The sequence below is a fragment of the Streptomyces sp. NPDC039465 genome, assembly GCF_055639315.1.
Map to the genome: position 1 here is coordinate 495,986 of NZ_JBVKAP010000003.1, position 24,656 is coordinate 520,641.

General features: G+C 69.4%; 15 protein-coding genes and 6 pseudogenes. 6 read left to right on the top strand and 15 right to left on the bottom strand.

Annotation, left to right across the window (positions count from 1 at the left end):
- Positions 1-29 precede the first annotated feature (29 nt).
- The 6 genes and pseudogenes from ACZ7LT_RS12700 to ACZ7LT_RS12725 form a co-directional block, all read right to left on the bottom strand.
- Positions 30-1,131, bottom strand: a pseudogene (locus ACZ7LT_RS12700) (glycosyltransferase family 4 protein).
- On the bottom strand, positions 1,128-1,664 hold the full coding sequence (locus ACZ7LT_RS12705) for a dCTP deaminase (RefSeq protein WP_471236016.1): 537 nt from the start codon (positions 1,662-1,664) through the stop codon (positions 1,128-1,130). Before ACZ7LT_RS12705 ends, ACZ7LT_RS12700 begins: the two are co-directional and overlap by 4 nt.
- Positions 1,661-2,199 (bottom strand): annotated as a pseudogene (dcd, locus tag ACZ7LT_RS12710) (dCTP deaminase). The gene ACZ7LT_RS12705 and the pseudogene dcd overlap by 4 nt, the downstream one beginning before the upstream one ends.
- On the bottom strand, positions 2,196-2,417 hold the full coding sequence (locus ACZ7LT_RS12715) for a hypothetical protein (protein ID WP_471236017.1): 222 nt from the start codon (positions 2,415-2,417) through the stop codon (positions 2,196-2,198). Before ACZ7LT_RS12715 ends, dcd begins: the two are co-directional and overlap by 4 nt.
- Before the next feature lie 816 nt (positions 2,418-3,233).
- Positions 3,234-4,555, bottom strand: a pseudogene (locus tag ACZ7LT_RS12720) (UDP-N-acetylglucosamine 1-carboxyvinyltransferase).
- Between the two features lie 247 nt (positions 4,556-4,802).
- Positions 4,803-5,003 (bottom strand): annotated as a pseudogene (locus ACZ7LT_RS12725) (ATP-binding protein); the annotation flags it as partial.
- Between the two features lie 170 nt (positions 5,004-5,173).
- On the opposite strand from ACZ7LT_RS12725, the gene ACZ7LT_RS12730 reads away from it, so the two are divergent.
- Together ACZ7LT_RS12730 and ACZ7LT_RS12735 are read left to right on the top strand one after the other, a co-directional pair.
- The gene (locus tag ACZ7LT_RS12730; RefSeq protein WP_471236018.1) at positions 5,174-6,457 is read left to right on the top strand and encodes a helix-turn-helix domain-containing protein; all 1,284 of its coding nucleotides are present in this window, start codon (positions 5,174-5,176) and stop codon (positions 6,455-6,457) included.
- Positions 6,454-6,996, top strand: a complete 543-nt coding sequence (locus ACZ7LT_RS12735; RefSeq protein ID WP_471236019.1) for a flavoprotein — start codon at positions 6,454-6,456, stop codon at positions 6,994-6,996. Before ACZ7LT_RS12730 ends, ACZ7LT_RS12735 begins: the two co-directional genes overlap by 4 nt.
- 269 nt (positions 6,997-7,265) lie before the next feature.
- Here the strand turns inward: ACZ7LT_RS12735 and ACZ7LT_RS12740 are convergent, their stop codons facing one another.
- The 5 genes from ACZ7LT_RS12740 to ACZ7LT_RS12760 form a co-directional block, all read right to left on the bottom strand.
- Entirely contained in the window at positions 7,266-8,633 is a 1,368-nt protein-coding gene (locus tag ACZ7LT_RS12740) for a hypothetical protein (RefSeq protein WP_471236020.1), read from the bottom strand.
- A gap of 280 nt (positions 8,634-8,913) precedes the next feature.
- On the bottom strand, positions 8,914-10,392 hold the full coding sequence (locus ACZ7LT_RS12745; RefSeq protein WP_471236021.1) for a relaxase family protein: 1,479 nt from the start codon (positions 10,390-10,392) through the stop codon (positions 8,914-8,916).
- Positions 10,393-10,839 carry a plasmid mobilization relaxosome protein MobC gene (mobC, locus tag ACZ7LT_RS12750; protein ID WP_471236022.1) on the bottom strand — a complete coding sequence of 149 codons (447 nt, stop codon included), beginning with the start codon at positions 10,837-10,839 and terminating at the stop codon, positions 10,393-10,395.
- Positions 10,840-11,662: 823 nt separating this feature from the next.
- On the bottom strand, positions 11,663-12,361 hold the full coding sequence (locus ACZ7LT_RS12755) for an ATP-binding protein (RefSeq protein ID WP_471236023.1): 699 nt from the start codon (positions 12,359-12,361) through the stop codon (positions 11,663-11,665).
- Positions 12,358-12,672 carry a hypothetical protein gene (locus tag ACZ7LT_RS12760; RefSeq protein ID WP_471236024.1) on the bottom strand — a complete coding sequence of 105 codons (315 nt, stop codon included), beginning with the start codon at positions 12,670-12,672 and terminating at the stop codon, positions 12,358-12,360. The genes ACZ7LT_RS12755 and ACZ7LT_RS12760 overlap by 4 nt, the downstream gene beginning before the upstream one ends.
- A 675-nt stretch (positions 12,673-13,347) precedes the next feature.
- On the opposite strand from ACZ7LT_RS12760, the gene ACZ7LT_RS12765 reads away from it, so the two are divergent.
- The 3 genes and pseudogenes from ACZ7LT_RS12765 to ACZ7LT_RS12775 all read left to right on the top strand — a co-directional run bounded on the left by ACZ7LT_RS12765 (position 13,348) and on the right by ACZ7LT_RS12775 (position 15,171).
- The gene (locus tag ACZ7LT_RS12765; protein WP_471236025.1) at positions 13,348-13,632 is read left to right on the top strand and encodes a helix-turn-helix domain-containing protein; all 285 of its coding nucleotides are present in this window, start codon (positions 13,348-13,350) and stop codon (positions 13,630-13,632) included.
- A 175-nt stretch (positions 13,633-13,807) separates the two neighbouring features.
- Positions 13,808-13,963 (top strand): annotated as a pseudogene (locus ACZ7LT_RS12770) (helix-turn-helix transcriptional regulator); the annotation flags it as partial.
- Entirely contained in the window at positions 13,960-15,171 is a 1,212-nt protein-coding gene (locus ACZ7LT_RS12775; RefSeq protein ID WP_471236026.1) for a tyrosine-type recombinase/integrase, read from the top strand. The pseudogene ACZ7LT_RS12770 and the gene ACZ7LT_RS12775, both read left to right, overlap by 4 nt.
- A 268-nt stretch (positions 15,172-15,439) precedes the next feature.
- Here ACZ7LT_RS12775 and ACZ7LT_RS12780 read toward each other — a convergent pair whose 3' ends face one another.
- Genes ACZ7LT_RS12780 through ACZ7LT_RS12795 form a run of 4 tightly spaced genes read right to left on the bottom strand, consistent with a single transcriptional unit; the run spans position 15,440 to position 23,523 of the window.
- On the bottom strand, positions 15,440-19,486 hold the full coding sequence (locus tag ACZ7LT_RS12780; protein ID WP_471236027.1) for a caspase, EACC1-associated type: 4,047 nt from the start codon (positions 19,484-19,486) through the stop codon (positions 15,440-15,442).
- A gap of 10 nt (positions 19,487-19,496) precedes the next feature.
- On the bottom strand, positions 19,497-20,564 hold the full coding sequence (locus tag ACZ7LT_RS12785; RefSeq protein WP_471236028.1) for an AAA family ATPase: 1,068 nt from the start codon (positions 20,562-20,564) through the stop codon (positions 19,497-19,499).
- Entirely contained in the window at positions 20,561-22,552 is a 1,992-nt protein-coding gene (locus ACZ7LT_RS12790; protein WP_471236029.1) for a VMAP-C domain-containing protein, read from the bottom strand. Before ACZ7LT_RS12790 ends, ACZ7LT_RS12785 begins: the two co-directional genes overlap by 4 nt.
- Positions 22,549-23,523 carry an RBBP9/YdeN family alpha/beta hydrolase gene (locus ACZ7LT_RS12795; protein WP_471236030.1) on the bottom strand — a complete coding sequence of 325 codons (975 nt, stop codon included), beginning with the start codon at positions 23,521-23,523 and terminating at the stop codon, positions 22,549-22,551. Before ACZ7LT_RS12795 ends, ACZ7LT_RS12790 begins: the two co-directional genes overlap by 4 nt.
- 745 nt (positions 23,524-24,268) lie before the next feature.
- Here ACZ7LT_RS12795 and ACZ7LT_RS12800 point away from each other — a divergent pair.
- Positions 24,269-24,456 (top strand): annotated as a pseudogene (locus ACZ7LT_RS12800) (DapH/DapD/GlmU-related protein); the annotation flags it as partial.
- Between the last annotated feature and the right edge of the window lie 200 nt (positions 24,457-24,656).

Here is a 24,656-nt window from a genome sequence, read left to right on the forward strand (position 1 = left end):
CGGCCCTGGTGCGGGCGCGCCACGGGTGATCAGTCGAGTCGCCTGCCGAGCTCGGCGAGGGCCGTGGCGGTGGTGCTCAGGGGGAAGCGGGCCGCGTTGGTGACGCCGGCGGCGCGGAGCGCCGGCAGGAGGCCGGGGCTGGTGCGGAGGCGGTCGAGTTCGCGGGCGACGGCGTGCGGGTCGGCGAAGTCGGTGGCGAGGCCGGTGCCGCCCAGGGACTCGGTGAGGCCGGGAACGGGTTGGTAGAGGACGGGGAGGCCGCATGCCTGGGCTTCGAGCGCGACGAGGCCCATGGCCTCCAGTGTCGTGGAGGGCATGACGAGGACGTCGTGGTCGGCGAACGTCCTCCAGAGCTGTGGGCGGCGTAGCCAGCCGAGGTAGTGCACGTGTACTCCGCGTTGGTGGAGGCGGGGGCGGAGGGCGTGGAATTCAGCTCGGGGTGCGGCGATGGACAGCTCCACGGACGGGTGAGGGGAAGAGCTGCCAGCAGGGTGTCGAAGCCCTTCTCGGGGGTGAGGCGGCCGGCGTACAGGATCCGCAGGTGGCTGGAGGGCTGGTTCTGGCGTCGTGGTGGAGGGCTGGCGAGGAGGCGGTCCTGGATGCCCCAGGGGATCTTCTCCACCTTGCGACGGCGGGTGTCGGGGGCGAGCAGAAGCAGGCGGTCGGCCATCGCGCCGGTCGGTACCACGACGACGTCTGCCGCCCAGGCTGCCCCGCGCAGGGTGGCGAGCTGTTCGGGGTGTGCTTCCGCGAAGAGGAGGTCGGTGCCATGGACGAGGGCGATCCGGGGGCGTTTCGGGAAGGCGCGGAGCAGGGCCGGTGTGGCGCAGAAGGCGAGGTGCTGCAGGTGGCGAACCCCGACCTCGTCTGGGTCGACGGCGTCTACGAGGGCTCGCTGGAGTGTGGCGACGTAACGGCGGAACGCGTATCCGGTCAGGCACTTCCCCGGCGCCTGCACTAGGTCAGTCCCGCTGGTGCGGTCGGCCGCAGGCCCCTGTGCTCTGGGGCGAGCATGAAGGCCCGTGCGGGCAGGAGGGGGCTGCGGCCGGTGTACAGGTCGAGGAAGAGTTCGACGCTTCCGCCGGGGCTCGGGAACGGCAGGTCGAGGGCGGTGACGACGGTGGGGTTCATGCGGGGCCTCCCGGGTTCTCCTCGTAGAGGCGGGAGGTCTCGATGCCCTGGCTGGCCCGGTACTTCAGGCCGTGGTTCTGGTAGCTGGCCGTGGCGCCGAGGGCCTGGAGGAAGACCAGCTTCCCGAAGGTCATGCGCGGATAGACCCGAACCGGCTGGTTGGCGCGGATCTCCAGCGTCCAGCGGATTGCGTGGCCCTGGTGCCCGAGGGGAGCGGACACGTGGACCCAGATGCCGAGCGCGCCGATCGTCCGGTCGCCGTTGAGGAACTGCGCGTAAGCCTCCGAGCCGGTCCGCTCGTACGTCGTCCCCAGGTAGAGGACCTCGGGCCTCAGCACGTACCCGGTGGCGGGGATCGGCGCCTCCTGGAACTCGGTCGGCCTCGCCGCGTCCAGGGAGCCGTCGTGGAAGCGCAGGGTGTCGCCGAGACGCCAGTCGTAGGCGTTGGGGGAGATCCTCCGCGGCTCGTACGGTTCGATGGTGATCTCGCCGGCGGCCCTGGCGGCGGCGATGGCGGGGCCGGTGAGGATCATGAGGCCACCGCCCCGAGGGCGGGGAGGTCCCGCCAGTACGCGGAGGGCTGGGGGCCGGCGGAGGATTGGTACTTGCCCGCGTAGAGCGCCACCGGGCCGACGGACACGAAGAACATGATCTGGCCGATGCGCATGCCCGCGTAGACGCGCAGCGGCCGGATTGGGGAGAGCATGAGAGTCCACTGGCCGTGGAAGCCGATGTCTCCGATGGGCGCGGTGATCTCGACGAACAGGCCGAGGCGGCCGACCGAGGAGCGGCCGAAGAGCAGCGGCACGAACGTGTCGGAGCCGACCTCCTCGATGGTGTGCCCGAGGTAGAGCTGGCCGGCCGGAGCTCGAAGCCGTCCGGTCCGATCTCGATCGGCACGGTGGAGTTCGGCCGGTGGGCGTCCAGCGTGTCGGCTGCATACGTGAGCATGGTCCCGCCGAGCCGGACGTTGTAGCTGTTCGGGTTGACCTGCGTCGGCTCGAACGGGGAGATGCGGATGCGGCCGTCGGCCGCCGCCTGGGTGATCTCGGGACCGGTGAGGATCATCGGGAGTCTCCATCGATGAGCGTGTGCTGCACGGCCTGACTGAGACGGATGCCGGCCTGCCGGGTACGGCCTCCGAGGTAGGTGTCGGCGAGATAGCCGGTGGTCAGCACGGTCGGCAGGCGGTCGGGCAGGGGATCGGGCGCCGACACGATCGGGCCGGCTTGCTCGGCGAGGTGAGTGAGGAGGGCCGTCGGGTCGGCGGAGAAGCGCTCGATCAAGTGGGCCGTTCCGGTACAGGGGCCGGACCGGCCCGAGCGGTGTACGCAGCTGATCGCGGATGGCGTCGATGGCCTCTCGTACTGACGTGAGCTCGCCAGGGAGTTCGGCCGCTGGTGGGAAGGCGGCCACCTGAGCGGTCCAGCCGGAGCCCAGAGGCTGTGCTAGCGCGTATCCCGCCGCCAGCTCGCGCCCCTTGACGATGAGTGTGTCGCCGGCGCGCACCGGCTCCGGTCGGTCGCTGTGGCAGTGCCCGGCGAAGACGACGTCCAGGAACGGGCAGGACTCGGCCAGCTTGAGGTCCTCGTCGAACCCGGAGTGGCTCAGCACCACCCAGGAGTCGGCCTGGTGGTGATGGGCCAGCATCAGCTCGCGCAGTGCACGTACGGGCTCGATGACACGGTGGCCGGCGCGCTGGTGGGCTGGGATGGCGTTGAACGCCTGCGGGCCCATGATGCCTGTGACGGTGACACGCCGGGTGCCGACGCGCACCAGGCGGACTGGGTGGAAGAGCAACTCACAGGTCTCGTCGTCGATGGCGTTCGCGGCCACGGTGATGTCGTACAGGTCGGGTTCGAAGTGGTGGTCCCAGCCGTGATTGCCCGGGGCGACAGCGTCGTAGAGACGGACGAGGGCGTCCTGTTCGATCCGGCCCTGACCGAGCCGGTAGTAGCCCGTGCCCTTGAAGAAGTCCCCGCAGTCGACGACGAAGCTGTCGTGCCTCGCGGCGTGCAGGTGCGCGAGCATCGGTACGGCGTCGTCGAAGGCCGAGTGGAAGTCAGTGGTGGCGGTGATCCGTTGGAAGTGCCTGGCTGCGGTCATGGGGTGACCTCGCAGATGTCGGCTCCGAGGGCGAGGAGCTTTCCGGGCAGGTCGGCGTGGCCGCGGCGGATCTGGTCGACCCCGCCGAGTGTCGTGACGCCGCGGGCGGTGAGGCCGGTGACCATCAGCGCCGAACCCGTGCGGATGTCGGTTGCCTCTACTCCGGCACCGGTCAGTCGCTGGGGACCGGTGAACCGGCATTCGGTGGAGGACAGTTCGGTGATCTCGCCGCCCATGCGGACGAGCTGTGGGATGAGGTTGCTGTGGCGGCCGGGGTTGATCGGGTCCGAGAACAGGTGGGTGCCGGGGAAGCCCAGGGCCAGGCCGAGGAGCGGCGGCTCGAAGTCGGCGTCGAGGCCGCCTGGGGCCAGTGTGGCCATGGCCCGCAGGGGGCGGCCGGTCGGCTGGGTGTCCCGTCCGTGGACGACCAGGGTCTCCGGTTTGTTGGTCGTGGGGATGCCCATCCGGTGGAGGGCGGTGACCAGAGGCGCGACATCGGGCTGCGGACGCCCTTGATCCGCGCGGTGCCGCCGGTTGCGGCCACGGCACATGCCAGGGTTCCGGCCTCGATCTTGTCTCCCGGCACCTTCCAGGCGGGTACGTCTTCTTCCGAGAGGGAAGACGGCGGCACGAGGGTGAGGACGCGCTCGCCGGCACGGCACTTGTAACCCACGGCCGTCAGCGCGCTCAGGACGCCGAGGACCTCCGGTGAGAGGTTCGGCTGTCCAAGCCGAAGCGGCGTACCTGCGACCACGGCGCGCAAGACTGCGGCGATCGTCGCCCCGCGCGACCGGAACGGCAGGACCAGCGACACCGTGCCACGTACCGCCTTGCCGACTTCGACCACGTACCCGCGGTCGTCCACGCGGACGCGGTCGCCGAAGGCTTCGTACACCTTGAAGTGCTGCTCCATCCCGCGGTCGCCGATCCGGCATCCGCCCGGCCAGGGGAGACGGGCACGGCCGCACAGAGCGATCAGAGCCGGGACGAGGTAGTACGGGGCCCGGATGCTGGACGCGGCCTCGCCCATGCCGTCGGGCGTCGGGGCCGCCTCGCGGGGAAGGACGAGGACGGTGTGGTCGTGGCCGACCGGAGGGGCGGTGTTCCAGCCCGCCTGGCGCAGCAGGTCCAGCAGGGTCTGGACGTCCGAGCTGGCGGGCACGTTGTCGAGTCGGACGGGGCGAAGGAGGGCTGCCGCTGCGGCTACGAGCGGGAGCGCGGCGTTCTTCGAGCCGTCGACCGTCACGGCACCGGCGCGGGGTCGGCTGGGCCGGATCGCGATGACCTGAGACGTGACGGCGGGGACGCGGGTACTCACGTACAACTCCTCTGCGTAGGAAGGGACAAGGGGGCAGCAGCCCCGGCCGGAGTCGGGACAGCCATGTCGATCTCGGCCCAGCAGCACTTGCCGGAGTCCGTCGGCGCCGTGCCGGAGCGGTCTGCGAGGACGCCGACGAGGAAGAGACCCGTCCGCCCTCGCTGTCCTCGTCCGGCAGCGCCGGCTTGGGCAGGGTGCGGATCGCGTTGCTGACCTCCACGCGCAGGGTCGCGGCGCAGAGTTGGACGGCGACGCTGATCGGCTGGTGGCCGGCGTATCGGACTGCGTTCGTGACGAGTTCGCTGACGACCAGCTCGGCCGTCTGGATGGCTTCCGACGCTGCTGTCACCGTCGGCCAGGCGGCTATGGCCTTCCGCACCTGGTGTCGTGCCGTGGGCACGGCGACCGGTGTTGGCGGGAGAGTGAAGGTGAGCTGGTGCGCTTCCACGAGCGGCCTCCAGGAGTCGGATCGACCACCCCAAGGAACCGCCCTGGACGCTCTGTTCGCGACGCCCTGTGCCCGTACCGCATCGTCTATGCAGAAGCTGCATGACGCCCCTGTATCGCTCGCCTACGCTCCTTCGCAGGGGCATGCTCGACGCGGACGGAAGGGCATGGATGGCAGACGTGAAGACCGAGGCCGAGGAGATCGGCGAGACGATCAAGCACGCCCGCCAGCGCACCGGCCGCTCGCAGGCGGAGGTTGCCACCGCGCTGGGCTACCACCAGTCGAAGCTCAGCCGTCTGGAGAGCGGACGGGGCACGGAGGACACCCGTGTCTTACGTGCTGTCGCTGCCGAACTCGGCATCCCGCTCCGCATCCTCGGCCTGAGCGACCCCGGCCCGTCCGTAGAAACGACCGACGATCCCGAGACAGAAGACATGCGCCGCCGCACCTTCCTCGCCGCGAGCATCGCCTCCCTCACGGCTCCCACCGCGCCTGCCACGGCTGCCCACGACGACCTCGTCCGCGCTCTCCTCCCCAGTCCGCGGACGGTCTCCGGCCGGGGAGGCGCCGCAGATACGGGCTCCCTGGAATCCCGCGTGGCCTCAGCCCGGCGTCTGTTCTGCACCTGCGACTACGCGGAGCTGGAGGCCACCCTGCCTGACCTCCTGGCCGACTTGCGGGAAGCCGCAGGCGACCACCGCAACGAGGCCGAGATGGCCGGACTCCTGGCCACCGCGTACCAGACCTCGACCAGCCTGCTGCTCAAGCAAGGGGACCACGGCAACGCCTGGCTCGCGGTGGGCCGCGCCCTGGCCGAAGCCGAGCGCTCCGGCGACCCCGTCGTCCTCGCTTCCAGCGTCCGCGTCCACGCCCACGTCCTGACCCGCGAGAAGCACACCACCCAAGCCGTCACTCTCGTCCGCCACACGGCGGGACAGCTCGCCGGTTCCTACGACCAGCGTTCCCCGCGCTATCTCGCCGCCGTGGGCCTGCTCCCCCTGCGGGGCATGACGGCCGCCAGCACCGCCGGCGACCGCGCCGCCACCCGCGAATTCCTCGACGAAGCCCGGGACGTCGCCCGCTACGTCGCACTCGACCGGCCGGACGCCTGGGCGAACTTCAGCCCGACCAACGTCGCCCTACATGCGGTGAGCGCCGCGGTCGCCTTCGGTGACGCCGGCATCGCCCTCAACACCGCCGCACCCCTCATGCGCCGCCACATCCCCGTCCCCGAACGCCGAGCGGCCCTGTGGGTCGAAGCAGCCCGCGCCTACAACCAGCAGGGCCGCCTCGCCGAGGGCTACCAGGCCCTTCGCATCGCTGAGACCTGCGCCGCTCAGGACGTACGCCGACCCGCCGTCCGCGACCTGGTCGCCGAAATGGCCGCCCGCGACCGGCGACGTACGCTGCCCGAGCTCCACCACTTCAGCCGCCGACTGGGAGTTCCCGCGTGACTGCACAGCCGTTCTTGTACGTCGTCGTCTGCGCAGCCGGCATCGCGGGCGATGCCCACAAGCTGATCAGCGCCGCGCAGGAGCAGGGCTGGGGCGTCGGCGTCATAGCCACACCCCAAGGGCTCGGCTTCCTCGACACCGACGCGATCGAGGCCCAGACCGGCTACCCGATCCGCTCGGCCTGGCGCAGCCCCGGCGCCCCGCGCCCGCTCCCGCCCGCCGACGCCATCGCCGTCGCCCCTGCCACGTTCAACACGGTCAACAAGTGGGCGGCCGGCATCGCCGACACCCTCGCCCTGGGCATCCTCTGCGAGTCGTACGGGATGGGCATCCCGACCGCCGTACTGCCGTACGTGAACGCCGCCATGGCCGCACACCCGGCCTACGGCCGGAGTTTGGACCAACTTCGGGACATGGGCGTGCTGGTCGGGTCGTACGAGCCGCACCGGCCGAAGGCGGGCGGAGGAGCGGACCGCTTCCGGTGGGAGGAGGCGCTGGAACTGCTCGACGGTAAGATCCCCCGCTCCGCTGGAAGGTGATCGGCGTCTTCGTCACGGCGCGGCCCGCTGCGGCCCGCACGCCCACGCGGCGACCTGTCCAGAGTGTTCCCTTGGGGAACAACGCGGGTGCTCCCCAACGGAACAGGATCATTGTTCCCTTGGGGAACGGGCGGAGTGCAGTGAGCGCGGCGGTCCACGGCGCTGCAGCCCTATCGACGTCGCCCGGTCAGCGGGAGACGATCCGCCCGGAGCTGTCCGGACGGACCGTCGATCAGGGGAACGTCAGACCGTCACGGACCGGAGCACTGTCAAGACGCCTTGTCCTGGCCAGGCAGCAGCCGGAGGGCGAAGACCGAACCGTCGGCGTGCACCGAGACGGGGCCGCCCCAGTCCTCGTCGAACGTTAACTGGGGGCGAGTGTGACGGGCCGCGTGGACGGTGGCGCGGTACTCCTCGACGTGCCCCTCGGCAAGGAGACGGAAGAGTCTTTTGTCCACACCAGAGAACGCTTCGACACGGGGGCCGTTCAGCCGGAAGACGTGGTCCGTGCCGGCGAACTCGGTCCCGAGCAGCTCGTGGCTGATGTCCTGCACGCTCGTGCTGGCCGCGTGTTCGAAGCCGGTGAAGCGCTTGTTTCCCTGCCGCTCGGTCAGGTGACGGGCCGTTGCCTTGCCGGAGCCCGTGAATGCCATGAGTCCGGCTGCCGTCGTGTGTGCGAGGGTCTCCTGGAACCATGGGTAGTACGTGGGCGTTACGTGGCAGCCGGGCACGGGCTCCGGAGCCACGACACCCTCGACCGGCGGCTGGATGCCCGGCATGACGTTCTCCTCCGCCGGCTTCGCATCGAGGTTCGCCTTCCGGACTCGCGCCGCGGATAGCCGTCCTCCCCGGCCCGGCGCCTGAAGGGCGTGCACGGTCACCGTGCCGTCCGTCGGCAGCTCCGTGCTGAACAGCAGGCTGGGGGTCTCGTTCCACGCTCCGATGTGGACCGCTTCGGCATGGGCGGAAGCGGAGGCCAGCTGGTCGGCGGACGTGGCGGCGTTGCTGTGGTTGCCCTTGCAGGCGATGGGGATGACGAGCGACGGCTCGCCCGGCCGCCAGACCTCCGCGAAGTATTGGGGGCGGTAGCGGTACCGCACCTTCTCGCCCTTGTCCCTGCTGGTCAGAGCCCAGCCCGCGCGTAACGCCGTGTCGGCGGGAACGATCGCGACCGAATGTTCGGGGAACCGGCGGCTCAGCAGATGCTCGGCGAGCGTGAGCGCGAAGCCGATGCCGAGCTCGCCGGACTGCAGCGACTTGTAGTGGTCCGCGATGTGGCGGCCCTCGTCGGTGAGACCGAGGAACGAGTCCCCGCCGCCCGCCAGGGCCTGCGTGTACTTCAGAGCGCCCCAGTGCTCTGCCAGACCCCGGCCCGCGCCTCGCCACGACAGGGCAGTGGCTCGGCCGAGCGTGTGCAGCACGTCCCAGACGGTCACTGCGAACTGCCGGGGCAGCTCTGCCCGCGGGATGGGGACGAGGCGAGGCTTACGGCGGAGGGGCTCGTCGTCGTTCTCCTTTCTCTTCTTGTCGTCCGCCGCGACGGCGGCTTCCACCTTGCCGACGAGTGCGTCGCCGGAGTGGACGGCGACGTTCGACGAGTGGGTCAGGTACTCGAGCACTTCCTCGGTCGGCTTCACAGAGTTCCCCCTCGTGGCTTGCGCGAGCGATTGACCATCCGCCGGACCGTACGAAGAGGGAGCTCGGCGCACGCAAGTGCGCAGGGGCGCGTGACGCCTCGGACGTGGACCCCGGGCGGACTCCCCAATTGGAGAGCCTGCCCCCTGGGGCACGACCGCCGGCCGGTCGCACAGCCCGCCCCTGTCCATTCAGTGGACAGTTCGATCGGTCACCGGGTGAACGTTCCTGCTGTTCACTCCGTGAACATGCCAGGCGGCGTCGCTCTGCAATGTCTTCGCCTCACAACCCCCTTCGCCGGGACTTGGTCCGAGAGCTTCTCGGCGCAGCCATAGCGGCAGCAGACGCTGCGCCGCCCGTCGAGTTGGTACGGCTGGGGGGGTCCAAGGCAAGATCGTTGAGGCGGGCCATGCGCCAGGTGAGGACTTCGCTGAGGCTGGTGGCGGTATCGAGTTCTCGCTGCGTGGCGGCGTCGGCGAGAAGGGTGCCGGGGTTGTGCCCGGCTGATGGCGCTGCGACGAGGGTGGCTGCGAGTGCGGGCCAGCCGGGCTCCGCGAGGATCTGCTCGGCCAGATCCGGGAGCGCTTGACGCAGGGTGCTGGCCTGGTGGCGGCGCAGCGACTCGGGCAGCCGGGTTCCGCGCTGGTGGAGCACGGCCAGCGGCTCGGCTGCTGCGACGTGGTAGGCGGTTCGTAGGTGCTCGGCCGCCTGTCGGGCGGCCTCGGCCTGCTGGCTGTGGTCACGGGTGCCGTGCCAGTGCTGGGCAGCGACGACCGCCAGCAGGACGGCGTCGAGGAGCATCGCGAAGAGGGCTCCGTCCTTGGGGGCGGGTTCACGCAGGATCGCCTTCACTGCCCGCCGCGTAGCCTGGGCCTGCTGGTGGCGGGCGCGGACGCGGGAGCGGCTGGCTCGCTCGAACGCGGCGGCTACCTGGACGAGCTGGGGCCGGAAGTCGGTCGGCGCGACGATGGGCAGGGCGTCGAGGGCCTCGGCGAGGGCGCCGATGTGGGCTTGCCCGGCTGCGTCCTCGCCGTGGGCGAGGTGATCGGGGAGCTGGTCGACTGCCTGGGTGAGCCGACGCCAGGCAGTGGACTCGGGCGGTGCCGCCGGGCTGGTGTTGCTGGTGGTGGTGAGGCGTTCCTTGACCTTGGGGTAGGAAGGGTCGGGGGCGAGGGTGGAGCCGGAGAACCACACGGGCTGGCCCTGGGAGTTGGTGTCGCCGTCGAGGGCGACCTTGTATCCGCCGATGTCGCCGGAGGGGAAGCGCTGGATGTCCACGAGGACCCCGGCACCTTCGAGGACGCGGAAGAACTCCTCCGTGCCGGTGGCAGCCAAGACGGCGGTTCGGACCACTGTGCGCAGGCGCTCGCGAGCGGTCCGGGCGTTTCCGGTGCGGTGGGCCTTCTCCTGTTCGGCGCGGGTGGGCCGCTTGGCGGCGGTCCGGTCGCCGCGAGGAACCTGGCGCAGGCCGTAATCCTTCTCGATGGCGACGAGTTCGTTGTCGGCGCGCAGGTAGTCGTTCCAGTTGCGGGGTGGGCGGAGGTCGCCTCGGACCTTGGTGGCGACGATGTGGATGTGGTCGTCGGCGTGGCGGACGGCGACCCAGCGGCAGGCGTCGGGGTCGCGGCCGGGGTCTGGGGCGAAGCCGTCCCACGAGGCGACGAGGTGCGGGTCGGTGTGCTCGTTGGCCCGGCCAGGCTCGTACAGGTAGTTGAGGACGCCCCTGGTCTTGTGGCCGGGCTTGACGATGTGCGCGATCAATCAGGCCGCCCGGCGGTTCGTGGCGGCCACATCGGCGGTGCTGTCGATCACGGCGACCGCCTCCCTGACCAGGGCCACTGTCCGTCCGGCCTCGGCCAACAGGGCCGTGTCCCCAGGGCGTGGATCGCCCCCGGCGTTGAGGCGGTGAGCGATCTGGTTCACGTTCGTGCCGATCCTGGCGACCTGCGTGCGCAAGGCCGCCAACTCGTCGATCAGGTCATCGGTCGTGGTGCGCTGCTCGGGCAGGGCGAGGTCGCCGTTCAGGTGGGACATGACGATGGCACCGACGAGGTGGGCGCCGGCCAGGCCGAGCCGACGGGCCTCGGCGAGGATGTCGGTCTTCTCGTCGACGCTGTAGCGGACGTCGACGCGCTCCTTGCGCTGTACGTCCTGGCGGGCGCGGCGGCGGGCGACGCGGTGCAGCGCGGCCTCGTCGGCGGCACGCACGACAATCCCAGCTCCCGGTGCGCCCTCGCGCCGGGGCCTTGCCTCCGCCACCCCCGGGGCGGAGGCTTCCGCGTTGGACCGGCCCTTGGACGGTCCAACGTCATACCTTGCTCCGCCCGGGGCTGGGACGGCGGCGATCGCCTGCTGTGGGTGGGGTGCGTGTCGTGCATGGGAGGTGTCTCCTGAGATTGATGGTGGAGGGGACCGTGACAGCCTGATCTGCGCCGATCCGGTGGGGACAGGTCCCGGTCCCCGTGGGCGTCCTTCGGTCCCGAGGCGCTGTGCTTGATGGGTCGCGGTCCCGAGTCGGTACCTGCTTGGCTTCCCGATCGCTTAGGGACCGGTCCCCGGTCCCATGGTTGGAATCTGGATGGGTGGCTACTGCGATATCCGGTGTGACCTGGCCGTTTGCCGGCCGGGGGCGGATTCGGGTTGCCGGGACGGGACGGGACGTCGACAGTCGACGTCCCCTTTGCACGGTCCCCTGCGACGGTCGAGATGCTGGAGCCGGTCCCCGGTCCCCGGTCCCCGGTCCCCCGTCCCCAAGCGCCTTGCGGTCCCCGGGTCTTGCAGCTCGGTGGTCCCCGGTCCCCGGACGGTCCCCACTCAGTCCCCGACGGTTGAGGGACCGGTCCCCGGTCCGCCGGTCGTGGTCCTCGGGGGACTCGCAAGCCGACTCGGATGGCCCGGTTCGGCTGGTTCCGCACCTGGCCTGGTCTTCAACGACAGGTTCCCCAGCTGCAGTTCCACTCGATCGCCGGCTGCCGGGTGCGGCACTGGCCTCTCCCAGGGGATGAGGCAACGGCAGGAGTGCGGGGACCCGTCAGGCGGAGGGGCGAGTGCGGCGGCGGTCGGGGCCGTCGAGGATGACGCGCTCGGTCATCTCGGCGAGGCGGGAGGCGACGCGGTCTCCGAGGGCGGTGCGTAGGTCGGCGGTGGGGAGGTTCGTGGTGATCAGGGTGGGGCGCAGGTGTTCGTACTGGTGGTTGATCAGCCGGTAGGTGAGTTCTTCGGTCCACTCGCTGGTCTTGGCCGCTCCGAGGTCGTCCAGGAGCAGCAGCGGGCACTTGGCGAGGACCTGCAGCTCGCGCTCGCTGTCGAAGCCGGAGCGGGGACGCAGGCGGGCGTACAGGTCGGCGGCGGTGACGGCCTCCCAGCGCAGGCGGACTCCGGCGGCGAGTAGGGCGCGGATGGCGCCGTACGCCTGGTGGGTCTTGCCGGTGCCGGTGGGGCCGGCGATCAGCAGGGACGAGCCCTCCGAGATGCCCGGTGCGCCTGCCGGTCCGGGGCGGCTGGCGCGGGCGATCTCGTCCACCCAGGCTGTGACTTGGGGGTGGTCGGTCAGGGCGTGCCGGTAGCGGGCCGGGATGCGGGCGTCGGCCAGCTCCAGCGCGGTGACGCGCTCCGGCGGAGGCTCGTGCGCGATGGCCTCGGAGCCGATTCCTCGCTGGGTCAGGATGGCGCCGAGGCGGTCGGCGATCCGGCCGACCTGGTGCGGCTCCCGGGTGAGGGTGGCGGTCACAGGTCACCTCCGTAGGCTGCGGCGACGTCGGCGGGGTTGGTCCACGGCCGGTGGGCGGCGGCGGACGCGGGCGCGGAGGCGTTCATGGCCTCGTGGACGAGGCTGGGCAGGGTGCTCGGGTGCAGGCCCTTGGTCCGGTGCCGTGCGAGACCTGCCCGGACGTGGGCGGGGTCGATGCCCTCGTCGAGGAGCTTGCGCACCTGCCCGCCGAGATGGCTGAGGACGTCTCGGGGCGGTCGGTGGGCGCACGCGGCGGCGTACTCGCCGATGAGGTCCTTCGCCGAGACGGTCTGGGGTGCGGGGGCGCTCACGCCCCCCAACGGGGTAGTTCCTAGATCCCTGTTCCTAGGTCCTAGATCCGGACCGTGAGGGCTCACCGCAGGCTCCGTGAGTCCTCCACGCACCTGCGGTGAGGGCTCGCTGAATCGCACCTGACCTGCGGATTCGCCATTCACGGCAGCCTCCGTGCTTCCTCCCTGCCCCTTCACGGAGGGCTCCGTGAATGCTCCGTGCATCGGCGGTGAGGGCTCACGCGTGACACCGAGGTCGTGGTGCGGGCAGGCGGGGTTCCGGACGCCGCTGGGACGGTTGATCTTCTGGTGCTTGGCGAAGGAGACGATGTGCAGGTACCGCTTGTCGTCGTCGCCCTCGTAGCGGCAGAGAGGGACACGGCCGCGAGGGACTCGGACGCGAACGCCTCGGGCTTGATCGTGCGGATACGGGCGATGCCGATCGACCACCTTTCGAAAACGAGGGCAGGGAAACCGGCGAGGCCGGGGTGCGTGGACAACACAGCCACACCCGGTGCGTGAAAGTCCAGACTTGGTTCTGGAATCCGCCACAACTCGCTTCGGCGGTCCGGTGACTGTAGACCGGAAAACGCAGTTGGCGAAATCAACCCCGGAAATATGCCGGTGGTCGGGGCATTGCTCACGGCAGACAGGAAAGTGTTCCCAAGCGGCCGGTACGCAAGCTACAACACACCAATGCCGCCACGCCCCCTCGAAATCGGACCCGCCGGACGGGCCACCGCTCACGCCATCGAACGCACCCGCACCGCCCGCGGCTACTCCCAGCGCCAGCTCGCCGCCCGCGTCACCGCCCTCGGCCGGCCCATGACCTTCACCGCGCTCTCCCGCATCGAACGCACCGTCCGACGCTGCGACATCGACGACCTCGTCGCCATCGCCGCCGCCCTCGGAACCCCGCCCCACGTACTCCTCGCCGACCCTCGCACGCGACTGGAGCCGATCGGAGCGGGCGCAACATAGCCGACGATCGCCGGTTAGCCAAACCGGGGATTCTCCGGATCATTGTGGTCCCGGAACGCCTAGCCGTCCCGGTTCCTGCCAGAGGTATGTCCATTTCCCGAGAGAGAAATCTTGCGCCGATCCCCGATCCCCGATACCCGTCACACGCCGCTCCGAATAAAAGCTCACCGTCGATGAGCTCTGCGGAGAGCTCCGAATTTCCCGGTCCACCTTCTACGACTGGCGCCAGAAAGGGCGCGCACCCCGGTGCGTGAAACTGCCGAACGGCAGCCTGCGCATCCGCCGCAGCGACCTGGAGAACTGGCTCTCCGACTGTGAGGCGGCCGCGTGACCAACCGGTCCTACAAGGTCCGCTTCTACAAGACGGAGGTCTACGAGGGGAAGCGCGGCATCACCTACACCGTCCGCTGGTCGGTCAACGGTCGGCGGCACGGCGAGACGTTCAAGAAGAGCGCACTCGCCGAATCCTTCCGCGCCACCCTGCTCGTCCCCGCCAACAACGGCGAGCCCTTCGACCAGGACACCGGCCGGCCTGTCTCCCACGCCGCGTCGTCCGCCGCGATCACCTGGTACGACTTCGCCCTCCAGTATGTCGACATGAAGTGGCCCCGGATCTCGGCGAACAACCGCATCAGCACCGCCAAGGCCCTGACCAAGGCCACGCTCGCCCTCCTCCAGGCCGAACCCGTCCAGTACGAGGGAGTCGACGTCCGCAAGGCGCTGCGCGAGTACGCCTTCAACAAGAACCGCCGGGACGAGGCCCCGTCCGAGTACCGCGCGATCCTGGCGTGGATCCGGCGCAACTCGCTGCCCATGAGCGCCTGGGAGGACACCAAGTACGTCGACGCCGTCCTTCACGCGCTCGACACCGTCCTCGATGGCACGCCGGCTGCCGCCAGCTCCGCCAAGCGCTACCGCCGCATCCTCAACGTGGCCCTGCGCTATGCCGTCCGCCAGAACATCCTCCGGGCCAACCCCATGCCCAAAGGAAAGGAGGAGAACGGTGCCCCGAAGACCTCCGGCGCCGTCGACAAGCTATCCCTCCTCAACCCCCACCAGGTGGCCGCCCTGCTTACCTGGATCGCCGCCCGGCCTCGCACCGGCCATCGGCTCACCGTGTTCTTCGCGACCCTGTACTACGCCGGCCTGCGCCCGGAGGAAGCGGTCGCCCTGCGAGTCGAGGACGCCGTCCTCCCAGCGACCGGCTGGGGCGAGCTCCGTGTCCACACGGCAGAACCCGAGGTCGGCAGCCACTGGACCGACGACGGCGAAGTCCACGAGACCCGCGACCTCAAGGGCCGGGCATCCGGCGACTCCCGCACCGTCCCCGTACACCCCGACCTGGTCGGGAGCCTTCGGGGCCTGATCGCGCGCGATCAGCTCAAGCCGGGCGACCTACTCTTCCCCGGAGAGAAGGGTGGCTTCCTGTCGGGCTCGGTCTACCGGCGGATCTGGGGCAAGGCCCGCAAGGCCGTCCTGCCTGACCACGAGGTCAAGTCGCCTGTCGGGAAGCGCGTGTACGACCTCCGGCACACCTGACGACCTGGCTCAACAACGGCATCCCGCCCGCCCAGGTCGCCGAATGGGCCGGCAACAGCGTTCCGGTCTTGCTCTCCAGCTATGCCCGCTGCCTATGCCCGCTGCATCACCGGCCAGATCGCCGAACTCCAGCAGCGCATCGAAGGGCCTCAGATGCTTCCTGGCACGGGGGTGCAGCTCAGGTAAGCCGTAGGCCAGGCAAGACACGAGCCCTTACTTCGGCATCATGCCGAGAATCTCTCCAGGGGTCATGGTGAGAGACGGCAGGCTACTGCGTCGCGAGCACATGGACGTCCGACGCTTGAGGCCCCTGCGCACCTTGGGCCATGCGGAAGACCACCCGCTGCCCTTCCTCGAGAGTTCGGAAGCCCGGCATCTGGAGCTGTGAGTAGTGGACGAAGACGTCCGGACCGTCGTCGACCGCGATGAAGCCGTATCCCTTCTCGGTGTTGAACCACTTTACGGTACCCCGCTGCCTGACCGGTTTTGTTAGTGCACGGTTCAAGCCAAGAGCCAGCTCTGTGGGCTGCGTTCTCCTGAACAACGGAGCAGGCAGGCCGCCCTGCGTATGTAGTGCGAGGACGAGCTCATCGTAGATCAGTTGTAGGTCTAGCACTGGTGACGTGCTGTGAGGGGTTCCGTCGTGGAGCACCTCGGTGAGAGCACCTGTGAACGTGGTGTATCGGCTATCGAACGGAGCGCGGGCGGGAGTCTGGTCGTCCGTCGCTCCCAGCATCCAAACACCGCCGCTCGATGGCCAGCGCCCGCTGTAGTCACAGTCCGCGATCACAAGGCGCCGCCGCGCGGGGCTGGACAACAGAATGTCGGTGATCGTCTGGGTACTGATGGCCGTTCCGGCCGGATCTTGCTGGTCGGAGGAGGAGCAGACGAGATGGAGCTCGCCCTTGCTGTCAAGAATGGAGTGACCTGCAAAGTAGAAGAGGAGGACGTCACGGGTCTCGGAAGCGGCTTCGCGCAACGGATCCAGGACGTCCGACGGCGTGGCTGGCTCGAGCAGGGTTGTCACGTTCTGAGGGGCGAAGACGGGGGTAGGGCCCTCTTGCGTGAGCAGGGTGTGAAGGCGCTCCGCTCCAGGGACGACGGAAGGGATTGCGGGAAGGCCCGGCGATGACGCACTCTCTGAGGCCACCAGCACTGCCCGGGATCCGCGCAGACTCGGCAGGTGAGGATGGCGCTTGGAAGCAGACTTCCCGGTGGTGCCGAGAAGCCGGTCGAGGGACGATACGTGGATCCCGACCAGCGGTGCGCCGGGCTGCATCGCTGCTTCGGTCATGTCTGTCACCAGGCCGATCAGCTGCCCCTCCTCATCCATGATCGGGGCGCCGTTCAGCCCCAGAAGGCCGGTGAGCGCTCTCAGGGCATCCGTCACAGGATCAAGGATCAGTGGTGCCATACGCGACCCGGCCAGATTCGCCACCTTGCATCGCAGCTGGAGTCTGCCCCCGTTACCCGTGAAGCCCTGTACCTGAACCCATTGCCCGGCACGGATCTTCTGTGAGGACCTGTCCATCGCTCCGGCCGTCCCATCCAGCCAGTTCGGATCCAGGATCTTCAGCAGGGCGACATCCCTTTGTGAGGAGTGGACCTCGGCCGCGTAATCCCTGCCCCTCAGGGTTACGGTGATCTGACGCGCGTCGCTCACCAGGCGCAGGGCGGTCAGCACCCCCCTCGCCACCAGCACGCCGCTTCCCCGCACTCCATTGGTCGTAACGAGCACGACGGCGTCGTCCAGGGAGGACGAATCTGTTGGAGCCCGGGTCGTGGATGCCGATCGATCGAACTCCGCGGCCCGGCCCAGATCTCCACTCTCTCGCAGGACCCGTCCGATGCGGGCCCGTTCGTCCGCGCTGCTCCCGTGCAGCAAAGCGTTCAACAGGCCATCCGGCAGCTCGCCTTCCGGCGGGCTTACCCCGTCCAAGGACTCGTGGAGCCGGAACTGACTGTCGTACGGGTTTGCCTTTGCTGTGTGCTCCCCGACAAGGAGCGCCGGACCGTGCGCAGTCGACGACAGACGGTCCAAGGCCGTCTGGAACCAGTCCCCCTGCAGCCGAGCCCGGTCGTCGGAGTTCATGTATGCCGGAGCTGCTTCTGCCAGCACCCTCCCGGCCAGGGCCGGGCCTACGCCCAGAGCCCTGGCGCCGAGGGCGGCCGACAACACCGCTAGAGCCGGCTGGGGTGTCGACTCGAGCGTGTCAGCGATGTGAGGGACAGCAGGCAGCCGTAGCGCTCCCCCCGGATCGTCCGGGCCCTCCAAGTTGATGAGATGGGCACGTCCCTCTAGGTACGCGAACGGATGTGTCTCGTCCCGTGTCCGTCTCATCACGAAGGTGAGGATGGGACCACGGCTCCGGCTTCCGTGCTCAATTAGACGGGCGACACTTTGCGCCGCTCGATTGCCGACCTCTTCAGCATGACCTGAAGCGATACCGTCAATGTCGTCAAGCCAGACGACAGTGCGCGGCCCCACCCTGTCGGCCTCTTCCAAGAATTCCTCGACGGAACGCGGCTCCCAGATACGCCAGTTGTCCGGAAGCTGCCGCACCGACTCCCAAGCGGACAGGGTCTTGCCCGACCCGGCTGGACCGGTAATGACGACCAGTTGGCTCGTCCCCTCCTCGGCCTTCCGCACCACATGCTGCAAGGAGGCGGCGTGGTGCGAGGGTGGGGCATACGCCGGCCCGAGAAAGTCCATGCGTCCCCTCTGCCTCGACTCCGAAAGGGGTACCCCCACCGGAGCCGCCTTGGTCCCCTTGGCGTGGGCGAACGGAAGAGACTCGGGGGCCAGCACACGACTTCCCTCAGTGGCGTGCGGCCCCACACGCACCGCCCGGAACTCGCCTCCGGTCATCGGCACCTGCTCCAGGTACGCCGAGACTGATCTCCGGACGAGCTCCTGCACGGCCGTGATGTCCTGACGGTCCTGTCCGCCCATGAGGGCTTCGCGTACCCCTGGCAGGAACTGGAACATGTAGCGGTCCAGTTCCGTGTGCGGTGGCAGCGGATGCCACGGCTGGAACAGGCCGCCCAGCGCCACTTCCGCCACGTGACCGTGGTCGGATTCCTTCACCATGGCCCGGCGCACGAGGGTCATGACGGGCAGTGTGACGGGAACGGCGGCGAGATGGCCGGCCAGGCGCCGGGCGGGCGGCGAAGCGGTCGCCTGGAATCGCCGCAGCGCGGATTCGGCCGATGGAAGGGACACCGGAGGGGCAGGCCGCGCCGAGGCCGCCACGGAGGTTTCCGGTAGCGAGGCGGAGTCGTTGCGGTCGATGTTCAGACAGGTCATCCGCATCCATCGGCCACCGCCTGCGACGAGGGAGGCGAGGGCCGCGAGCGACTCGGGGGCGGCCTCCACCACGGGGATGGAAACGTCGCGAGCGGATCGGTCCCGGCCAGGCCGGGACCGGCGGCTGGCCGGGCGAAGCCGCCATGTTCCGTTCGGTGCCGCCGGGCGGGCGGCTCGCACGAGCATGCCGCTGGGGGTCACCGCTCCCCGGTCCCACAGCCGCCTCGGCATGACGTTCACGACGGCGACCGGGCCGTGCGCCGCCCATCGGCGCAGGGCGCGGGCCATCGTCTGGCCGCCCCAGTGCTCGGCGACCGTGTCCGTGACGACGAGGACCAGACGGTGTCCGGAGGGGTCCGTGAGTTCCTGTGCGCTGCGCGGTTCACCGCCAGGCGTGCGGGCGACCGTGGGCGCGCCCGTGAGATCGGGTTCGCCGAGGTACCAGACCCTGACGTCTCGGAACAAGCCGGTTTGGGTGACGGCGCGGCAGAGCTCGGTCACCACGTCGTGCCAGAACACCATGGTGTGGTGGGTGTCTACGACGATGACCAAGTCGAGCCAGCGGCCCCGCGGCGGGCGCATGACGGGCACCAACATGCGGTGCTCGACGGACGCGAGGACCGTGGCATCCTCGTCCAGTTCAGTGTGGCCGGCCGCCATGGCCCGTTTCCCCAAGGGGCGCAGGGCCCGCATGATGCCGAGCGAGTCGTCGAGCGCCGGTGCGCGCCGGACCAGGACGGATTCGCCCGCGTGGCCACTCTGATCCCCGAGGCCGGCCGTGGTGTCGTCGTTGTAGAGCTGGTGTTCGCCGTGCCGCTCGGCGTCCGCTTCCGGGGACTCCGCGTCGGCCGGCTCCGCCGGCGCGTGGCCGGGGTCGTCGGCAGCGGCCCCTTCCTCCGCCTCGCGGGCGGAGTCGATGAGGCCGGCGAGCCAGATGATGTCGGCCAGTTCTTCCGGCCAGGCATCGACCCCTGCGTCGCCCAAGGCGTCGGACAGCTCCTCGATCACGGCATCACCTTCATGGCGCGGCTGGCCCGTTGAGCCGCTGGAGCACGGTGCCGAGGAAACGGCTCCGGTCCTCGGGATCGGTCCAGGCACCGCTTAGGCGGAGCTGGACGGCGTTGAGTAGCTGGTCGGTCGCCAGGTCGCCGTCCTGCCGCCGTGCGAGGAAGTCCGCCACCAGGTCTGAGTACGCGCTGTCGTCCTCCGAGGTCAGGCCGAGCCGTTGGCGCACGATGCGCACCAGCTTGTCCTGGCTCGGCGGCTCCAGGTGAAGCCGGATGCAGCGCCGAAGGAAGGGGGCCGGGAAGTCGCGCTCGCCGTTGCTCGTGAGCAGGACGATGGGGAAGGACTTGCACTGGACGCGGCCTCCTTCCACGAGCGCGTCGGCCTTGGCGTCGTCGGCCGTGCCGATGCGCACGGAGGGGTGCTGCTGGGCGACGCGGGCCAGTTCGGGGATCTCGAAGGACCCTTCCTCGAAGACCGTGAGCAGGTCACCGGGCAGATCGATGTCACTCTTGTCGATCTCGTCGACCAGCAACACGCGGGGCTTCCCGTCGGGCAGCAGAGCGGTGCCGAGCGGGCCCAACCGCAGGTACGGGGCGATGTCCGACGGGCCGGGAGCTGTGGCGGCGCTGTTCGGGGCGTCCTCGTGGCCCGCCGGTGTGGACCGAGTGCTCAGGGAGTACAGATTGGCGTCATGGAGCCTGCCGAGCGCGTCGTAGTGATAGAGGCCGTCGCGTAGGGTCGTACGGCTGGTCACCGGCCAGTGGAGCACAGGGCCGAGGCCGAGGTCGGCCGCGATACTGTGCGCGAGTGTCGACTTTCCCACGCCGGGCTTGCCGGTGATGAGCAGCGGGCGGCGAAGGTAGAGGGCGGTGTTGACCGCTTCCTTCTCCGCCTGGTCCGGAACATATCCCTCACCACGCCGCAGGGTCTCCTTGCAGGCGGCGCTCTCCTCGTCCGGCCGGGCGTAGCCAGCATCGGGGACGCCATTGAACGTGCGCCACGGCGGTTCCTGCGCGGCCAGCCTGGCGAGCCTGGCATCGGCGTCTCCTGGACCTCGATAGATCCACCAGTCCTTCATGCTTCCGTCCTCCCTTCCTGAGCCCCGTACGCCACGACCGCGAACCGGTTGTCGGGTATGCGGTCCGGGTTGTCCCACAGCAGGGCGAGTGGCCGGCACTGCGCGCCGATGCGTCCGTCGCGCACGTCCTTGGGAAGCGCCCGCACGTCGTTGAAGTGGGTCAAGGTGTTCTCCATGCCTTCCGCGCCGGAGGAGGGTTGAGCACGGGGCCACACCGCGATGGGCACGCCTGCGTCGAGGATGGCGTCGATGGTGTCCGCGACCCGTGTGTCCGAGACCTCGGCGATCACGCACACCGGCGCCACGTCCTTCGTGAGCACGAGGTCGAGGGTCGAGTTGATGTCCTCGTCCCGGAGGCGCCGCATGGCGTCGGTGTTCTGTCCGCCGTGGGCCTTGAACCAGTCCCACTTCCTGCGCCAGGAATCAGCGGCCACGCCGACCCGCTCGTCCAGGCACCGCATCACAACCTCGTAGAGGTGACCGAGCTCGCGTGGCGGACGCCCGGGACGTCCGATCGGCAGTTCCCACCGTTCGAACTCCTCGTCGAGCAGCCCGTACGGCACATCGAACTCGATCCGGGCGAAACCACAGGGCGGCCGGTCGGCGCCCGCGGTCATGGCGTTGATCTCCTGGGCCATCCGGTCACGCACTTCGTCCAGCGTGATCGCCTGTTGGGACTCCCAGAGGCTTTCGAAGGCCCCCTCCGCTCTGTGGATCCACATTCGGGCCCAGAACAGGGCGTCGTCCTGGGGGTCACCGGCGAGTCTCATGTGAAGGGTCGGCTCCTCGGCGGGGAGTCCCGGCGCCGGTGGGACTGGAGCCGCGCCCGTCCTAGCGACGGTGGCGTCCACCCACGCGTCGGCCTTGTCGGCCCACACCCGGTCGCAGCTCCTTCTGGCCAGGTGGCGTACGAAGGGCAGGACGAGAGCCACGCGGCTGGTGCCGCCGTGCCGCCGGTCCAGATCGCGGGCGATGTCAATCAGGTCAGTTGAGGGCAGCGCCCGTGTGACCGGCGGCACACAGCCGCTGATCTCGAACGCCCACCGGTACGCGTCGTAAGTGAAGGGTGGCAGCTCCAGCCCTCTGAGCAGGCTGCCCAGCTCGTTCCATGCTTGCTGGTCAAGGCAGGGTGCGTGGTCGCGCTGCGGCAGGTCGGCCCAGGACTGTCCGAAGATCGGCAATCCGTCCCAACCTCGTTCGTAGACGAACTCCGGATGCTGCCAGGCGAGCCCTACGCTGTGGGCCTCGGCGAAATCGGCCACGACCTGACGGGCGATGCCGTCCAGGCCCCAAACGGCCTCGGCGAGCCCAGTTCCGGCGAGACGCTGCAACAGCTTGTCCGTGAATTCTCCCGCGCCGCGCTCGGTCATGTTCCCGGCGAGCTCGCCGAGTCGGCTGGCGTACAGGACGAACTGCTGCCGGTCCGGGAGGGTCTTCTTGCCTCCGTAGTCATTGGTTCCGAAGTTCAGTCGTGCCTTGTCGGCTGCATCGATGCGACAGGCATCGGTGATGGCGATCTGATATGGGAACCGGCCGCGCTGGACGGCGTCGGAGCGCCACCAGTGGAGAGCGGAGCCGAGGTTGAAGTGATGTGTGATGTTCGCCGTGGCGTTTTGGTAGGGGAGCAGCAGCCGGTCACTGGTGTCGATGTAACCGTGCCCCGCCCAGTAGATCCACAGAAGGTCTCCGTCGCAGTTGGGCAGTTCGTCGAACATGACGCTGTGGACGTTCGCCAGTGTCGCGTCCCGGGACTCGTATGGGAGCTCCGACAGGGCACCGCATGAGCGTGCCCGCGGAGACAGCAGCAGCCGCACGTTCTTGAGGGGGACCCCGGCGGTTCCGGTCAGCCAGTCCGCGAACCGGATGGCGTCCCGTCCGGCACCGGGGAGGTCCCACTCGGGACTCACCTCGTAGGTCTCAATACCCACCACCAGGGCATGGACACGTTCCGGTACGAGCTCGATCGGTGGTGTGAACGATTCCGTCACCCCAGCTCCTCGATCTCCTTCGCGATCCGGTCGTACACCAGGCCGAGCTTCCAGTAGGCGCTGTGACTTACAGGGAAGGGCTGGCGGCTCGCCACCTCGTGGTCGGTCACCTGGGACGACGTACGGAAGACCGGTTCCGCCAAGTAGGCGAGGAGGTCCGCCCGGTCGTAGATGTTGAGCCAGCGGGGAAACCCCGGCGGCAGCGAGGCACCCGGCGGAAGGCCGGTCAATGCTCCCAGCTCGTGAAGGAACGGTGCCTGGGATCCGATCGTCACGAGGAGCCGCACGTTCCGCAGCGGTTCCTGGCGGATCGCGGCGAGGGCGAGTACGTCGACCAGCGCGATGCCGCCCAGGCTATGCCCCAGGATGACGGTCGGCTCGTCGACAGCCGTGATGTGCTTGGTGAGGCTGTCCCGCAGGGGCCCTCCCCGTGCTTGGTAGCGCAGGATGTCTCCGACGGCGGGAACCGAGCTGGTGGTGATCGATCCGCGCCAGTGGTTGAGCGCGGGCTGGGTCGTCAAGCGCATCCCGAGACGGAGAAGTATGGCGCCGGCGCGGCCTGCGGCCCCACGTCCGGTGCCGCCGAGACGGCTCGTGACGATATCAACGATCCGGTCGCGCTCGTCCCCCGTGCACAGGGCCGACTCCGATGAATCGGCGAGTAGTTGCGCCATGACGGCCCGCGCTGCGGCGGCTGCCACGTCACAGGCCTCGGCCTGGTCCGAAGCGGCGGTACAGGCCGCCTCGAACTCCTCCGAGTCCGCTACGAGGTTCAGCGCCGACGCGTACGCGCCGTCCAGAGACGTGCTCTTCAGGAGCTCGGCCAATTCGTCGTCGGCCGGGTGACGCGGCAGGGCGGCCAGTCGGTCCGCGACCTCGGAACCGGCGGCTCGTACCCCTGGCATGCCCAGGCCGCCGTCGTCGGTTCCCAGCTCGGGCAGCAGCCGCAGCTCGCACAGCGGATCGGTCATCAGTAGCTGCCACTCAGCCACAGCGAGGTCCGAGGGGGCCGCGGTGGCCAGCGAGCCGGTGCCACCGGCTCGCCCTGAACGCAGACCGGGAACCGAGGCGCCCGACGACGCCAGAGTCGCACCGTGGTCGTCACCCCAGTAGCAGGAAGTGATCTCCGCCTGGGGGAAGTGTGTGGCGAGCCCAGTTCTGACCAGCCCGAAGAGATGATCGTGCCGCTCTCGGCGCACACCCGTTCCGTGAACGAAGACGAACCGCATGTCCACCATCCCCCGCTTCACGCTCCACCGCTCCGAAGCTGGAGGATAGCGTCATGTAAGCCTGTACACAGGCGAGTTGACCATAGAGCGCCAGTGGGAACCGCAGGGCTGGTTGACGCGTTGTCGATCGGAGGGCGACTCTATCGACTCCCGGGGATTCGGTTCCACGTTCCTCGCCCCACGACGACTTTGACTACCGCCTCACTACGTAGGAAACGGCCCGAAGCAGGCCAGGGAGTGTTCCGGTGAGCCTCGGCTGGCTGTATCGGGGCGATGTCAGGGCCGGCTGGCACTATGCTTCGCATGGATCTCGCACACCCGCTCGACGGCCTGGACGCCCTTCCCTGGGCCTCCTCCTCCTACGCGTACGGCAGTGCGGAGGACATCCCTGACCTGCTCCGGGCACTGGCCGGTATAGACGCGGCCGCGGCGGACGAAGCGCTGTCGGAGCTGTACGGGAGGGTGCTGCACCAGGGAACGGTCTACGCGGCTGTACCTCACCGGCGCGCCCATCGACGTTGCAGAGAACGTGTGGATCGGTGCCGGTGCCACGATCCTGCCGGCGTCAGCATCGGCCGTGATGCCGTGATCGCCGCCGGCGCGGTCGTGGCCGATGACGTTCCACCGGCAAGCCTGGTGACCGGCACCAAAGCAACCGTGCACCGACGGTGGTGACGACCTCTCCGAAGCCCCACCGACCGCAGATCCTGGGATGAAACAGCGGGATGAAACGCCCCATTAAGGGACGATTTGCGACCTGATGCCCGTTTTCAGGTGAGGTCGGGGCAGGGCTGCTGGTCGCGGGGCTTCGGTCGGCTACTGCTTCTTGGTGAAGCGGCCGGTGTCGACCTCGGCGAGGGCGTCGAGCTTGACGA